A 15,103-nucleotide genomic window follows, 5' to 3' on the forward strand; every position below is an offset into this window, starting at 1 on the left:
CAATGGATCAAAGGTTATTTCTAGAGAAGGTCATGCAGAGCGAAGCATCTCGCGCGCTGACGCTGGATTACTAATCATACTAAACACGCGAGATGCTTCGCTTCGCTCTGCATGACAGTCTATTTGAACCAGCTATTAACAATAAAATTAATCTGCCTTGCGGGCAAACTCCTGTATTCGCTCCGGTGGGCCGAAGATATAGAGCGTATCATCGGGCTTAATAATGGTGTCGCCGGTCATTTCGTACAACATTTGCCCCCCACGGCGAATGGCGAGCAAACTAATGCCAAAGCGCTGCCGCACTTCAGTTTCGGATAGGGTTTTGCCCACCAGTTCTCCTTCCGGCGACACCTGGAAAGTAGACATGCCGGCATCGGCCAAGGACACGTGCATCGATGACCACTCATCTTCCGTGAGGGAACGGCGGCGCAGCATGTCGTAGCGGCCCGCGCGTAGCTCGCCAATCAGCTTATCGATTTCGGGCATAGGCACCAGGTATTTGGCCAATACCCGCGAGAAAATCTCGATAGATGCTTCCAACTCTTCCGGTATTACTTCGGTGGCGCCAAGACGATACAGCTCCTCCATTTCGTGGATGTAACGGGTTCGCACGAAAATGCAAGAGTTCGGATTCATCTTGCGCAGGGCTACCACAATGCGGCGGCTGCTGGCTGGGTCCGAAATAGCCACCACCATCACGCGGGCGTTCTCTACGTGGGCCTGTTCCAATACATGCTCCTGGGAGGCGTCGCCATACAGAATAGGCTCGCCCTTTTCTCGCTCCTGCCGCACTGTAATGGGGTTGGTCTCGATAATGACGTAGGGCACTTTGGCATATTTGGCTGCTTTTACCAAGTTGCGGCCGTTGAAGCCATAACCCATCACCACCAGATGGTCGTTTAGCGCTTGCTCTTGCTCGGAGGGCAATTGTTCGGTTTGAATGCGAAGGCCTTGATCTAATGATTTAAACAGGCTCAGGCGCAGCAGGAACGTAGTAAAGGGCTCAGCACCAAGCATCACCAAAGGCGTCAGGCTCATGGTCAGGATGGAAACGGCCAGGAAATATTGGTACTCCCGCTCCTGCATAAGCCCAGCTTCCAGCCCAACTTTGGAGAGAATGAAGGCAAATTCTCCGACCTGACACAGGGCCAAGCCCACCAGCAGCACTGAGCGCATGGGCAGGCGAAGGGCTAGCGCCGCCCCCACTGTAAGCAGCAGCTTCACGGCCATGACGGCCAAGGTAATCAGCACAATAGTCACCGGATTCTCCAGGAAAAACCGGACATCCAGCAGCATACCGATGGAGACAAAGAAGAAGCTGGCGAATATCTCGCGGAAGGGCAGAATATTGCTCACTGCCTCGTAGCTATACTCCGATTCGGAGATGATAAGGCCGGCCAAAAAGGCCCCCAATGCCAGCGAAAGCCCCACCGTTGAGGTCAGCCATGCTACACCCAGGCAAGTGCCAATGGTGGTGAGCAGAAACAGCTCGCGGCTGCGCGTTTGGGCCACTACAAACAACAGGCGCGGCATGACGTAGCGCGCGCCGAACCAAACCAGTGCCAGCACCCCAATGATTTTGCCGGCCAGCAACCCCAGATCAGCCCACGCATTGCCGGCCCCTTTGCCGGCCAGCATAGGCGTAAGCAGCATCATGGGCACCACAATCAGGTCCTGAAAAATAAGGATAGCTAGCGTGATTTGCCCGTGCAGGGACTCCATCTCAAGCCGATCCTGAAGGAGCTTGAGGACAATGGCTGTGCTGCTTAGGGAGAGCAGAAAGCCCAGAAAAACAGCTTCTGCAGCCGAAAAGCCCCAGAAAACGGCCATCAAATACGTGGCGCCAATTGTGAGTCCGACTTGCAAAAAGCCCCCAGAAACACGGCCCGCTTTAGGCGGGAAAGGCTGGAGAGCGAAAACTCCAGCCCAATGGTAAACATGAGCAGAATCACGCCAAGCTCGGCCAGCATGTCTACATCGTCCTGGGCTTTCACGAGCCGGAGCGCCGACGGACCAGCTACAATACCCGTGACCAGAAACCCTACGATGGAGGGCAGACGCAATTTATTTACGACCAGAATTACCCCTACCGAGAGCAGCAGGATAATAATGACGTCCGAAAATATGGGAACATGCATAGGCTTCTACCACTAATGGAAAAGGCTTGGGGGGCAATTTTACCAAGAAGCGCCCTGACATTTGCTTCTCTCTCACAACTAATAGCCCGCTTAGCGCCAGTAGCTGCCTGAATATAGCAGGTAGCAGTAGCTTGTCTGGTATGGCGAGGGTGTACTTTGCGTAAGTCACGGAAGCCGTTATCTCGTAAGAATGGCACCAGAACACATCGTAATTGATACTAACGGAAGTCTAAAGTCAATGTATAGCAAAGCGGAAGTCGCGCAGCTGCGCCAGGCCTTCTGGACGGCCTTTGGGCAATATATGGCCCCAGTACCCTCAGCGGAAGGCATACCCACCAACTGGATTAACTATAAAACCGGCTATAAAAATCTGTATTTCCGCCTGCACGCCGACAACCGCCGCGCCTCTATCGGCATTGAGCTAACGCACACCGACGCGGAAATCCGCCAGCTATTTTTTGAGCAGTTCGAGCAGTTGAAAGCTATGCTGGGGGAAACACTGGGCGAAGCTTGGACGTGGGAATTGGAAGCGGAAGACGCTAATGGCCACCCCATCAGTCGCATTTATAGAGAGCTACAACCCGTAAATCTATTCAGCCGCGACGACTGGCCTCAGCTGATTTCCTTTTTCAAGCCGCGCCTTATTGCGCTGGATGAATTCTGGAGCAACGCACAATACGCATTTGAGGAATTTCGGTAGCCGATCTACAAAAAAGCCCCCAAGCGCGCTTGGGGGGCTTTTTTGTAGATCGGCTACTCGTTCAAGAGCAGTACTTCCATTTCCAGATACAGCCAGTCGTCTTCCCAGGCTTTGTGGGTTAGGCGGCCGGCTAACTTAAACCCGGCATCGAGCAAACGAGCCACGGTTTCATTGCGCCCTTCGGGCAAGTAGCCCAGCCACATCGGCTCGGGGCCGGCGGTGTACACGCGCACGGCCCAGTCATCGTAGGCGCTGTCGGCTTCCCGGGCTACAGTCAGGTCCTGGCCGGGTTGTAGGTTCGGCTCGTAGGCTTTCAACCCTTCGCGGTGGGAGGTGCCCGCAATCAGGCATTCGAGGATTACTAAGGGCGAAGTGGAGTCGGCGGCCATAGCAGCAAGCGAGGAGGATATTTGTAAAAGATGGGCTAATATAGGTTTACTGTTAGAAAGCAGTGATAATGTTAGTCCGTATTAGCAAAATGAGCCAATCAAAAAGGGCCAGCTTATTTACATAAGTCGGCCCTTTTTCAAACTAGTATTGTCTGCTACTTAAACGCCTGAATACCCGTGATATCCGCGCCGGTAATGAGCAAGTGAATATCGTGCGTGCCCTCATAGGTAATCACCGACTCCAGGTTCATCATGTGGCGCATGATGGGGTATTCCCCGGTGATACCCATGCCGCCGTGAATCTGGCGGGCTTCGCGGGCAATATGCAGAGCCATATCCACGGAATTACGCTTGGCCATGCTGATTTGGGCGCTCGTGGCCTTGCCTTCATTTTTCAACACGCCCAGGCGCCAAGCCATGAGTTGGGCTTTGGTGATTTCGGTAATCATTTCGGCCAACTTGCGCTGCTGCAACTGAAAAGCGGCAATCGGCTTCCCGAATTGCTCGCGCTCCAAGGAGTATTTCAAGGCCGACTCGTAGCAGTCGATGGCGGCACCAATTGCCCCCCAGGCGATGCCGAAGCGGGCCGAGTCGAGGCAGCTTAGGGGGCCTTTAAGTCCTTCCACGTTGGGCAGCACATTTTCCTTCGGGATGCGCACATTGTCGAAGACCAGCTCGCCGGTAGTGCTGGCGCGCAGGCTCCACTTATTATGAATTTCGGGGGTGGTGAAGCCTTCCATGCCGCGCTCCACTATCACGCCCTTGATGCGGCCTTCTTCGTTTTTGGCCCATACTACAGCCACTTGGCACTCAGGCGAGTTTGAAATCCAGAGCTTGGCGCCGTTTAGGATATAGTAGTCGCCTTTGTCTTGCAGCTTCGTAACCATGCCGCCGGGGTTGGAGCCGTGGTCGGGTTCGGTGAGGCCGAAGCAGCCCAGCCACTCACCTGAGGCCAGCTTGGGCAGAAACTTGCGCCGCTGTTCCTCCGAGCCGTACTGGTAGATGGGGAACATAACCAGCGAGCCCTGCACTGAAGCGGTGGAGCGCATGCCCGAGTCGCCGCGCTCAATTTCCTGCATAATCAGGCCGTAGCTGATGTAATCGAGGCCGCCGCCGCCGTACTCGGCTGGAATGGTGGGACCAAACGCGCCTACTTCGCCAAACTTGCGGACAATTTCAGATGGAAAATGCGCCTGTTGGGCCCACTTCTCGATGCTGGGCGAAATCTCGCGCTTCACGAAGTCACGGATGCTCTGGCGAATGAGCTTGTGCTCCTCGGTGAGTAGGCCGTCGAGGTCGAAATAATCAGTGAAGCCAGCGGCGTTGGTGCTGCCTTTCTGGGCGGTGTGGGCTTTAGCTTCGGGCGAGAGAACGTCGGCTTGGGATGACATAACGGAAGGATAAATGGGGTGGGTAAGAGCTCAAAGATAATAGTTTCAGTAAGGAGAACCGGTTCGTCTTGTGCTTGGTTCGCGGCGGGCTTCACGCTTAGCAGCAGAGTTTTTTTGCGGAATGATTACCCTAAAAAGCCCCCCAACGTATCGACACAATCCCACGTTGTTGACTGAATACTTCTCATTCGTCTACCTTCGTCAAAAAGCCCCCCAGCGGCGGCTCAGTCGGTGGCTGAGCCAACTGCGGTTCGTCGTTTCTGTAGCCCGCTTTTACTACCTATATGAGTCACGAGAAGAAACTCAATGAATTGGAAGCCACTGCCATCTGCGGCAATGACATTTCCTCTTCGTGCCTGTACGTATCGGCCCTGGCTATTGCCTACGCCGGACAGTACGCCTGGATTGCCCTGCTCATGGTGGGCGCCGTGCTGTTCCTGTTTCGGAAGATATACGGCGAAGTGGTGGGCGCGCTCCCGTTGAATGGCGGAGCCTACAACGTGCTTCTAAATACGACCAGCAAACGCAACGCGGCTTTAGCCGCCTGTCTTACCATTCTTTCTTACATGGCTACGGCAGTTATTTCGGCCAGCGAAGCCATGCACTACTTACACACGCTGTGGCACGGCCTGCCGATTATCTGGGCCACGTTGGGGCTGCTGGGGTTGTTTTTGGTACTTACTATTCTAGGAATATCTGAGTCGGCGAAAGTAGCGGTGGCCATTTTCTTGGTGCACCTTATCTCGCTTACTCTGCTAGTAGGTAGTGCCATTTGGTATTTAGCTACCCACGGAGTTGATACGCTTGCTGCCAATTTCAGCTTGCCCTTGAAGGGCGGCAGTATCACACATGCCTTGTTTTTCGGGTTTAGCGCGGCTATGCTCGGCATTTCAGGCTTTGAAAGCTCCGCCAATTTTGTGGAAGAGCAGGCGCGAGGTGTATTTGGCAAAACTCTGCGCAACATGTGGATTGTGGTAAGCTTCTTCAACCCAGCTATTGCCTTTCTGGCCGTAGCGGCTCTGCCAATGGGCGAAGTTGGCGAACACACCGAAACACTCTTATCCCACTTGGGTAACACTACCGGCGGCGCCTGGCTGGGCACATTGATTTCGGTAGATGCAGTAGCTGTACTCAGCGGGGCGGTGCTCACGTCTTTTGTGGGCGTAAGCGGCCTGATGAAGCGCATGACCCTGGACCGTATTCTGCCCCAATTCTTCCTGAAGGAAAACAAGCGCGAGAGCAACTACATCATTCTCATCACCTTCTTCCTGCTGTGCGTATCGGTACTGCTAATCACGAATGGGCAGCTGGGGCCGCTGTCGGGCGTGTATACTATTTCTTTTTTGTCGGTGATGGCGTTTTTCGCGCTGGGCAACTTTCTGCTCAAGCGCAAGCGGCCTAAGCTACCGCGGCCGGTGTACGCGGGTATTCTTACTGTGACGCTGGCGCTAGTCAGCATTCTAGTAGCCTTGTATGGCAACATCAAAATTCACCCCGACTATCTGATTGTGTTCCTGCAGTATTTCCTGCCGGCTATGGTGCTGATTTATGTGATGCTGAATCGCATTGGTATCCTGAACCTGGTATTGGCCGCCGCTAATTCCTTCGCTGAGCAGTCGCCGCGCTTTTCGCGCCTGCTTCGCCTCAAGCTACGGCAGATGCTACGGGAACTGCACCAACAGGAATTCGTCTTTTTCACGAAAGGGGATAACGTATCTAACCTCAATAAGGTGATGGCGTACGTGGTGGAGAATGAGTTTACGACCAAGCTAAAAATCGTGACGCTGCTCAGGCCCGGCGAAACGTATCCGCAGGATTTGCTCACTGATATCCATGTACTAGATCGCGCTTACGACCAGATTGAAGTGGATTTTGTAACTCTGGAAGGCAAGTTCGGCCCGGAGCTGATTGACAAGCTCTCACAGGAGTGGAAAATCCCGAAGAACTTCATGTTTATTGGCTCGCCCGGCGACCAGTTTCCCTACCATGTCTCTGAGCTAGGTGGCGTACGGCTGATTATCTGAGCTGCCCTACCAGTGTTTACTTTGCTACCTAGTGTCCAAAGAAAAAGCCCCCACAAGTTTATGGGGGGCTTTTTTTACTATTTTATCCTGCCGAACAGGCAGTACTTGTTTCTAGAGCTTTAGCCCGACTGAAACCAGAAAGTTGCGCGTGGCCTGTGGGTAATACCAGTTGAATGTTTCCTGCTGCCCGCTGGCTCCGATATAGCCGTAGGTATAGCCATTGGCCACGTACTCGCGGTTGAGCACGTTGTTTATCAGCAAAGCCAGCTCTATTTCCTTCATAAACGTGGGCCGCAGTGCGTAGCGCACCCGAAAGTCGAGCACCTGATATGGCTGAATGCTGCGGGCTTCGTTGGCGGAATTATCGAGATACTGGCGGCTTACGGTTTTGTAGAGCAGCCCCACGCGCAGCCCGTTCAGCGGCTGGCCTTCCAACGTGTGCGCCGATACTGCCGAAGGCGAGTAAGAAATAGTAGTGGTGCGGCCCTCGGCGGCTACTATGGGGTTGAATTCCTCGTCGTAGGAAACATCGCGGTAGCCCAGAATGCGGTTGCGGCTGAGCGTGAGCGTGCTGCTCAGGCTAATTTTATCGTCTGCCGACACAAAGCCCGTAAGCTCCAAGCCGGTGCGGTAGCTGCGCGCTACGTTGGTGCGCAGGGCCGTACCCACGTCGTTCAGCTGCCCCGTGGCCACCAACTGGTTCTGGTAGTTCATGTAGAAGTAATTGGCCTCAAAGCGCAGGGAAGTCCGCGGCGTAAGCAAATTCAGATCCGACAAATTGAGGCGGTAGCCGGCTTCGAAATCTTCGAGGCGCTCTGCTTTGGCGCTTTGGTCGCCGGCAGGACGGTCGGTAAAGTCGGCCCGCACGGGCTCGCGCTGGCCCACGGCGAAGCTGGCGTAAAGCTGTTGACCTTTGGCTAGAGAGAAAGTAGCACCGGCTTTGGGATTGAAAAAGGTGTAGTCGGCGCGGGTCGTGACGTCGTTCTGGTCATCCTCTACCCCATCAATGCTGTATTTGATGTGGCGGAGCTGCAAGTCGCCGTACACGCCCAGCCGGGGCAGCACTTGCCAGGTAGCGCGAGCGTAGGTATTGTAGTCCGACTTGGTGGCCTCATTGAAGTAGTAGCGCTGACGAATATTGCTGGTAGAAGCGTACCGCGCCCAGATGATTTCGCCGTAATGATCGTTGTCAAAACGGTTGACGGCCCCACCGAGCGTCGCCTCAAATTTGTCGTTATTCTTAGGCTGGTAGTTGAGCGCGAAAGTGCCGCCGTAGAAATAATTATCTAGCCACTTCTGGTCCACGAGGTCGGTGCGAGTGATTGTTTGGTTGCCCAACACAACGTTGGGAAGGTTGTAAGCCGAAAACCGTCGGTTAGCACGGAAGCTTTCGTAGTAGCCAAAGCCGCGCGTGAGGTGCAAAGCCGCCCCGATATTCCAGTTCTGGCCCAGGCCCTGCGATAGGTGGAGCTGATAGTGGTTTTGCTGGTAGTTGTCCGTTTGGTTGTCGTAGGTGTAGTAGCTGTAGCGGCGGCCTTCCTGCAGCACCCGCTCGGCATCGGTGGTCGACAGCTCGCCGTTGTCTACATAAGTTTGTAGCAAATCGCGATTGCCGGTAATAGCCGGCTCAGGCACGCCGTTCCAGGCTTGGTAGGTTTGCTCGCGGCCCGAGAAAGTGATGAACTTGACCAGCGTGTTCTTGGCTTGGTAGCCCGCCGCCAGATAGTACGATTTCAGATCCGACTCCGCCCGGTTCATATAGCCATCGGTGGCGATGCGCGAAAGGCGGCCATCTACGGTAAAATGCCCCCAAGCAGCCCCGTACCGAACTGCACATTGTTTTTCCAGGTGTTGAAAGAGCCGTAGGTATTCTGGGTTTCGGCGTAAGCTTCGCGGGGCGAATCAAGGGTGGAAATGTTGATGCTGGCCCCAAAGGCCGCGCCTCCATTCTGGCTGGTACCCACCCCGCGCTGCACCTGCAAGCTGCTCACCGACGAAGCCAAATCGGGCAGATTCACCAAAAAAGCCCCCCGCGACTCCGGATCGTTCAGTGGCACGCCGTTGATGGTCATGTTGATGCCCGTATTGCTCGTACCTCGGATGCGGATGTCGGTGTAGCCCACACCGGCACCGGCGTCGGAGGTCACTACGACGGAGGGCGTCTGATCGAGCAGATAAGGTAAGTCCTGGGCGAAGTTGCGCTTGTCCAGGTCTTCGCGGCTAAGGTTGGAGTAGGCCGTAGCGGTGCGGTCGCTGGCGCGGGAAGCCGTTACGAGGGCTTCGGATGTCACGACCGAGGCTGTTTGCAGGGTTACTGGCGCCACTTGCTGCGCTTCGGCTCGTCCTAGTACCTGTATCGTGGTAGGCTCGAAGCCAATGGCCGTGAACCGAATCGCATGCGAACCGGCGGGCACGGCCGGCACTTGAAAGGACCCGTCGGCGGACGTTGCGCCGACGGCCTGGCCATCGAGATAGATGGTAGCGCCGGGCACGGGCTGCTTTTCGGCAGTGGAGCCGGAGGCTTGCAGACTACCGGACACGGGACCTTGTGCCCATGCCGCGCCGGATAGCGCCAGAAGCGCTGCACCGGTTAATACATACTTTTTCAAAAGTGAGAAATGGAAAAGTGGAACGAACCGCCCTCCAGGGGTCGGAGGATCGGTTTTTACGTTCGCGGACCGTTTGTTCCCTTCGCCGGCATTACCCGGATCAGGTTCAATGGGTATGATCTCAGCCCCGCGGCCGGCAAAATGGCCGGTTGAGTCGGTGGGGCACCCCTAAACTTCGTTGTAAAGCTACAACCAGTGATTTATACTTCCTACCGATGCAGACAGGGCCTTTACTTTCAGGTAAAAACTATGTAACTTAGGGAAGGCTCTAACCGGCCAGGAAAATTGTGGTGTTCGAAAACAACTCCACCCCCGGCCCCGTTAGCTATCATCGGAGCCTATGGTCTTCTTACTGCGTTGAACTCCAGTCATTACCCGCCATGATCAGCCTTGTTTATACGCTCGTGGTTCTTGCCATTCTCGCCTATTTCATGGTCGTGCCCCGGCGTCGTTACCAGCGTCCACCCTCCACTGATAACGATGATGAGGGCGGCGAGCCCCTCGATGACGGCCTACCCGACCTAGATTTGCCCCCCGGCATCACGCGCCCCATCAACGACTGGGAACCCGACTACAACCGTCGGCCTACCTCCCCGAGTCGTCCTACTGCGCCGCTCCTTTCTTAGCGGTAGTTAAGCAAGTAAGGCCCCTACGGCCCGCTCCCCTGCTGTCATCGTGGCTGACGCAGCAATCTGGAGCAGGCCGTAGGGGCCTTTTCGTGTAAGCTAACTGATGGGGCCTTTATTCCACTGTAATACTGTATTCGGTGGTAAATGTCTGATTGGGAGGCAAATTCAGAATACCTTCTTTATCGGCTAGCTCCTGCGGGCCACCGACCGTGCTGGCCACGCCCTGCCAGGGCTCCACACACACGAAAGACGCACCGGGCCCTTTGGTCCAGAGGCCCAGGTACGGAAACCCATCAAAGCGCAGACGCACGGCGCGCTCTGATGTATGGCTTCGTAAGGTGAGATGGGTGAAGTCGAATTTCTTCAACACCAGCGCATCATCAGCAAACAGCTCGTAGGTCAGCGGCAACTCGGTCTGGTCGTTTAGCACGGGTTCCGTCTGGCCCGTGAGCAGACCACCCGTCAGCAGATGGCGCTCGAAGCTAACGGCATGATCGAACTCGAAATAATAGTCTTCGAATTGCTCATCAGGCAGCAATGGGCACCGAAAGGCAGGGTGCGCCCCAATGCTAAACAATAATTCTTGCTCCGCCCCAAGGTTGTTTACCTGCCAGTTTACCACTAGCATATTGACTCGCAGCTGGTAGCGAATGATGAGCTCAAAGTCAAACGGATACAGCGCGTGCGTCGTCTCATTGGCTTTTAAGCTAAATGTCAGCTCCTCGCTGGTTTGGCTGAGCAGGGCAAACTGCTGGTCGCGGGCAAAGCCGTGCTGCGACAACTTATACTCCTTGCCTTGATGCAGATAGGTATCCTGGGGCAAGCGGCCGACGATAGGAAAAAGCACCGGCGCATGACGCGCCCACACGGCTGGGTCGGCTTGCCAGATGTACTCTAGGTCGTTGAAATCTTTGCGGATGAAGCTGCTTAACTCAGCGCCAAAGGAGTTCACCGTTACGCGGCACTGATCGTTTTCGAGAGAAAAAGTCATGAAGTGAGAGCTTGTTTTCTTAGAACATCTACTGCCTTACGCGCTTGCTCAAAGCGTTGGCCACTTGTGCCACTTATTTCAACGTAAGTGGCGCCCATCTTTTGCAGCTGGGCTAAGTATAGATTATAAAAGTACTGGCGACGGTGGGGGTGCTCACGCAGGGGGTCAAACTCCCAGGGCAAGTCGATACCGGGTAGCAGCACCAGATCATAGCGCTGCTGCTCCAAATGGCGCTGAATCCAGTCCGGGCACTGCCCAAATGCGTCCTCCGCCCATATTTTGATAACCAACAGATCGGTATCGAAGAATACGACTTCGCGCGCGGCAGCGGCGGCCGAGGCTTCGGCGGCAAGCTGGCCGTGGGCGATTTGCTCTAAATCATACAGCGTATAGCGGGGGCCATTTTCTTCCAGATACTGGCGGGCATATTCGGGCGCCCAAGTGGTAGCGTAATGCTCGGCCAGTAGGCGGCTTAGCGTGGATTTTCCCGTCGACTCGGGGCCGGTGATAGCGACGCGCAGCATCAGGCAGTTTGCGGCTCAAGAGTAGCACGTAGCAAACGGCGCCATTCCAGGTAGCCATAGGCGGCCAACACCAAGTACACCGCATATAAACCCGCCGTCAGATAAAGCTCACGGTGCCAGTACAGACCAATGTAGGCTACATCGACCACTAGCCAAAGAATCCAGTTTTCGAGCTTTTTGCGCGTTAGCAGCACTTGCGCTACCAAGCTAATGGCCGTGGTAGAGCTATCCCAGTACGGAATAGCGGCATCCGTGTGCTCGCTTAAAACATAGCCCACTCCTACGGCATAAGCCACTCCCACCGCGCTTAGCCACGTCCATTGCCGCGCGGTAGCCCGGGTTACGGGTAGCTCTTGGGCTTGCGGTCCGCCGTACAGCCATTGGTACCAGCCATAAAATGCGAGGGCAATAAATACGCCCTGCAAGGCCATGTCGGAGTAAAGGCGCGCCTCCCAAAATACGATAACGTAGAGGGCGCAGCTGACCAGTGCGGTAGGAAAATTCCAGATGGAATTGCGAGCGGCCAGCCATACGCAGGCGATGCCCGTTATCACCCCAGCCAACTCTACGGGACTGCTGGCCAGCAAGCCAGACCACAATTCGGATACGTCCACGCGCGGTTCTTTAAACAAGAAGAAAGACCGAAGGTAGCAACGGTTCCCTTATTTTTGCCCCCCAATCGCCTTTTTGCCCCCAACCCTATTCGCACTATTATGCTCCCCGAACTAACGCCCCAAGATCTGCAAGCCCGCCTACAGCGCGGCGAGCCCGTGCAACTCGTGGATGTGCGCGAGCCGGAGGAGTATGAATACTGTCATATAGAAGGTAGCCTGTTGCTGCCTTTGGGTGACCTGCCGCAGCATGTAGAGGAGCTGGCCACCGACCGGCCGGTGGTACTTATCTGCCACCACGGCGTGCGCTCGGCTCAGGCATTAGGTTACCTACAACACCGCCACGGCTTAACAAACCTGCTGAACCTGCGCGGCGGCATCCATGCTTGGAGCGTTCAGGTAGATCCTTCGGTAGCGATATATTAACCGGTCATGCAGAGTGCCGCAAAGCATCTGCTTATAAATAAGATCTCTAAGGAAAACTCGATTTGCAACTGCCTGACCTGCCTATCCGCGCGGCCTTGCCCGAGCTACTTGCTACGCTTGGCTCAACGAATTGTGCCGTATTGCAGGCGCCGCCCGGAGCAGGCAAGACGACTTTGGTACCGCTGGCGCTCTTGAATGCATCCTGGATGCCCCCCACCGGACGCATTATCGTGCTTGAGCCGCGGCGGCTTGCGGCACGAGCCGCAGCGGCGCGTATGGCTCAGCTTATGGGCGAGCCGGTAGGTCAAACGGTGGGGTATCGAGTGCGATTGGAAAGCCGGATTTCGGCCAAAACGCGGATTGAAGTAGCCACGGAGGTTATTCTGACCCGCATGTTGCAGGATGATCCGGCGCTGGAAGGCGTAGCGGCCGTGTTATTCGACGAGTTTCATGAGCGGAGCGTGCAGGCCGATTTGGGCCTGGCGTTGGCCCTAGATGCTCAGGCAGTATTGCGCCCCGACTTACGGATTCTTATTATGAGTGCCACGCTGGAAGCGGAACGTTTGGGCGCTTGGCTCGGGGCACCGGTGGTACGTAGCGCGGGCCTGCAGCACCCGGTCAGCACACATTATTTGCCCCCCAGTCGGGTAGCGGCAGCCGGCAACCGACCTACCGAACGACTGACGGCCTTGGTACCAACGGCCATCCGTGAAGCCTTGGCTCAACATCCTCTTGGTGACGTGCTGGTGTTTTTGCCTGGCCTAGCCGATCAGCGGCGCGTGGCAGAGCGCCTGGCTGGCACGCTGTCGACAACGGTTGATGTACATGTGCTCCACGGCGAGTTGCCCGCCGAACAGCAGGATGCGGCTCTTCGTCCGGCTCCCGTTGGGCGGCGCAAAATCGTGCTGACCACCAGCATTGCCGAAACCAGCCTGACTATTGAAGGCGTGCGGGTGGTGATTGACGGAGGCTATGCCCGAGTGCCGCACTTCGAGCCTCGCACGGGCCTAAGCACCCTGCAAACGGTGCCCGTGAGTCAGGCTGCGGCCGACCAACGTCGCGGACGCGCCGGCCGTTTAGGGCCCGGAACCTGCGTACGATTGTGGACCGAAGCCGAGCACGCTGAGCATCCGGCGCATTTGCCCCCCGAAATCCTTACCGCCGACCTGAGCAGCCTTGCCCTCGAGCTGGCGCTGTGGGGAACCCACGATCCGGCGGCATTGCGCTGGCTTGATGCACCACCTGCTGCGGCGCTGGCCCAGGCCCGCGACTTACTGGTCAGGTTAGGAGCAATTTTGCCCCCCGGCCCTCCTACGCCACATGGCCGCGCGTTGGCTGGCCTAGGACTAGTGCCCCGCTTAGGGCATTTGGTACTGCGGGGCAAAGAAGCGGGCTACGGCGCTACGGCCTGCGCCTTGGCCGCTTTGCTTACGGAGCGCGACTTATTACGTCCTGCCGACAGCACTCCTGCCCCACCCGATTTGCGCCTGCGCCTGGAAGCCCTGATGACGGGACGCCCTCCCTTGCCCGGCTTAGTGCCCGATAGTGGTGCCCTGCATCGGGTGCGGGAGGCCGCCGCTGTGCTTCGCAACCGTGCATCTGTTCTTAGCTCCCCTATTGAGCCGGATGCAGCCGGACTACTTGCTGCCTTAGCTTACCCCGACCGCCTGGCCCAGCGCGAAACCTCTGAGCGCGTCAGACTAGTAACCGGCCAGCGCGCCGTATTGCCAGCCGAGCATTTTGGGCAGGAATCCGTGTTTTTTGCGGTGGCTCACTTAGATGGCAATGCCGCCGCGCCGCGTGCCGTACTAGCTGCCCCTGTAGACCGCACCGAGCTTGAAACCCACTTTCCAGACCTGATAACCAGTACAGAAGAAGTACGCTGGGAGGAGGCCGCTGGCAGAGTAACATCCCGTCGTTTGCGGCGCCTAGGCGCATTAACCCTCGCTGATCAACCACTTGCTCACCCTGATCCATCGGCAGTTGAAGATGCTCTGCTCAATGGATTACGCCGTCAGGGAATTCAGCGCTTACCGTGGACGGAGGAAACCCAACACCTGCGGGAGCGGCTGGCTTTTCTGCACCATCACCTGCCCAATGAATGGGCCGATGTGTCAGATGCAGCTTTGCTCCTGCACTTACCGCACTGGTTGGGGCCCTTCATTACGAGCCTGCGCACGCTTGTGGAAATAAACCGGCTAGACTTAAGCGAAGCTCTACTGAGCTGGTTGCCCGGCGGTTGGTCCCAGCGTCAGGAACTGGACCGCTTGGCGCCCTCCCACGTGGTCGTTCCTACCGGCTCACGCATCCGGGTCGATTATGCTGACCCCGCTGCTCCCGCACTGGCCGTGCGCCTACAGGAGGTTTTTGGGCTGTTAGATACTCCGCGAGTGGCTGGGGGGCAAATTCCGCTTACGATGCACTTACTTTCGCCCGGCCACCGACCAGTTCAGGTAACCCGGGATTTGCGCAGCTTTTGGGCCACCGGCTACTTCGAAGTGCGCAAGGATATGCGCGGCCGCTACCCGAAGCATTATTGGCCCGATAATCCGCTGGAAGCAGAACCTATGCGCGGCACCCGTCGGCAAAATGGCTTGAAGTAAGCGGTACTCTTTGTTTCGTAGTGATAGTTCAGGCCGGTCTAGTCCTTTGTTTTAGTTGGGCTTGGTGG

13 protein-coding genes, 1 pseudogene and 1 riboswitch are annotated in these 15,103 nt (G+C 56.3%); of the genes and pseudogenes, 5 read left to right on the plus strand and 9 right to left on the minus strand.

Annotation, left to right across the window (positions count from 1 at the left end; genetic code table 11):
* Window positions 1-147 precede the first annotated feature (147 nt).
* On the minus strand, window positions 148-1,086 hold the full coding sequence (locus tag G7064_RS23235; RefSeq protein WP_410505551.1) for an NAD-binding protein: 939 nt from the start codon (window positions 1,084-1,086) through the stop codon (window positions 148-150).
* Window positions 1,078-2,138 (minus strand): annotated as a pseudogene (locus G7064_RS23240) (cation:proton antiporter); the annotation flags it as partial. The gene G7064_RS23235 and the pseudogene G7064_RS23240, both read right to left, overlap by 9 nt.
* A 190-nt stretch (window positions 2,139-2,328) precedes the next feature.
* Between G7064_RS23240 and G7064_RS08380 the strand changes: the two are divergent.
* Entirely contained in the window at window positions 2,329-2,838 is a 510-nt protein-coding gene (locus tag G7064_RS08380) for a DUF4268 domain-containing protein (protein ID WP_240935821.1), read from the plus strand.
* Between the two features lie 53 nt (window positions 2,839-2,891).
* On the opposite strand, the gene G7064_RS08385 is transcribed toward G7064_RS08380, so the two are convergent.
* Both G7064_RS08385 and G7064_RS08390 read right to left on the minus strand, forming a co-directional pair.
* The gene (locus G7064_RS08385) at window positions 2,892-3,227 is read right to left on the minus strand and encodes an HIRAN domain-containing protein (protein WP_133271736.1); all 336 of its coding nucleotides are present in this window, start codon (window positions 3,225-3,227) and stop codon (window positions 2,892-2,894) included.
* A 155-nt stretch (window positions 3,228-3,382) separates the two neighbouring features.
* Complete coding sequence (locus tag G7064_RS08390; RefSeq protein ID WP_166073237.1) at window positions 3,383-4,618, minus strand: acyl-CoA dehydrogenase family protein; 1,236 nt, start codon at window positions 4,616-4,618, stop codon at window positions 3,383-3,385.
* Window positions 4,619-4,902: 284 nt separating this feature from the next.
* Here G7064_RS08390 and G7064_RS08395 point away from each other — a divergent pair, with 284 nt between their 5' ends.
* Window positions 4,903-6,642, plus strand: a complete 1,740-nt coding sequence (locus tag G7064_RS08395; RefSeq protein ID WP_166073238.1) for an APC family permease — start codon at window positions 4,903-4,905, stop codon at window positions 6,640-6,642.
* 111 nt (window positions 6,643-6,753) lie between these two features.
* On the opposite strand, the gene G7064_RS08400 is transcribed toward G7064_RS08395, so the two are convergent.
* Both G7064_RS08400 and G7064_RS08405 read right to left on the minus strand, forming a co-directional pair.
* Window positions 6,754-8,400, minus strand: coding sequence for a TonB-dependent receptor (locus tag G7064_RS08400; protein ID WP_166073239.1), 1,647 nt, complete (start codon window positions 8,398-8,400; stop codon window positions 6,754-6,756).
* A gap of 35 nt (window positions 8,401-8,435) precedes the next feature.
* Window positions 8,436-9,251: a TonB-dependent receptor plug domain-containing protein gene (locus G7064_RS08405; protein WP_166073240.1), complete on the minus strand. Its 816-nt coding sequence runs from the start codon at window positions 9,249-9,251 to the stop codon at window positions 8,436-8,438.
* Between the two features lie 58 nt (window positions 9,252-9,309).
* Window positions 9,310-9,431, minus strand: a riboswitch (TPP riboswitch).
* A gap of 200 nt (window positions 9,432-9,631) precedes the next feature.
* Here G7064_RS08405 and G7064_RS08410 point away from each other — a divergent pair.
* Complete coding sequence (locus tag G7064_RS08410; protein ID WP_133271733.1) at window positions 9,632-9,877, plus strand: hypothetical protein; 246 nt, start codon at window positions 9,632-9,634, stop codon at window positions 9,875-9,877.
* Between the two features lie 115 nt (window positions 9,878-9,992).
* On the opposite strand, the gene G7064_RS08415 is transcribed toward G7064_RS08410, so the two are convergent.
* Genes G7064_RS08415 through pnuC form a run of 3 tightly spaced genes read right to left on the minus strand, consistent with a single transcriptional unit; the run spans window position 9,993 to window position 12,027 of the window.
* Window positions 9,993-10,871, minus strand: coding sequence for an aldose 1-epimerase family protein (locus tag G7064_RS08415; RefSeq protein WP_133271732.1), 879 nt, complete (start codon window positions 10,869-10,871; stop codon window positions 9,993-9,995).
* Window positions 10,868-11,395 (minus strand): AAA family ATPase, encoded by a 528-nt coding sequence (locus tag G7064_RS08420; protein ID WP_133271731.1) that lies wholly within the window; start codon window positions 11,393-11,395, stop codon window positions 10,868-10,870. The genes G7064_RS08415 and G7064_RS08420 overlap by 4 nt, the downstream gene beginning before the upstream one ends.
* Window positions 11,395-12,027 carry a nicotinamide riboside transporter PnuC gene (gene pnuC, locus G7064_RS08425; protein ID WP_240935823.1) on the minus strand — a complete coding sequence of 211 codons (633 nt, stop codon included), beginning with the start codon at window positions 12,025-12,027 and terminating at the stop codon, window positions 11,395-11,397. Before pnuC ends, G7064_RS08420 begins: the two co-directional genes overlap by 1 nt.
* Window positions 12,028-12,063: 36 nt before the next feature.
* Between pnuC and G7064_RS08430 the strand changes: the two genes are divergently transcribed.
* Both G7064_RS08430 and hrpB read left to right on the plus strand, forming a co-directional pair.
* Window positions 12,064-12,432 (plus strand): rhodanese-like domain-containing protein, encoded by a 369-nt coding sequence (locus G7064_RS08430; RefSeq protein ID WP_240935824.1) that lies wholly within the window; start codon window positions 12,064-12,066, stop codon window positions 12,430-12,432.
* Between the two features lie 62 nt (window positions 12,433-12,494).
* Entirely contained in the window at window positions 12,495-15,035 is a 2,541-nt protein-coding gene (hrpB, locus tag G7064_RS08435; RefSeq protein ID WP_205711197.1) for an ATP-dependent helicase HrpB, read from the plus strand.
* The last annotated feature ends 68 nt before the right edge of the window (window positions 15,036-15,103 follow it).

The sequence above is a fragment of the Hymenobacter sp. HDW8 genome, assembly GCF_011305775.1.
GTDB lineage: Bacteria > Bacteroidota > Bacteroidia > Cytophagales > Hymenobacteraceae > Hymenobacter > Hymenobacter radiodurans.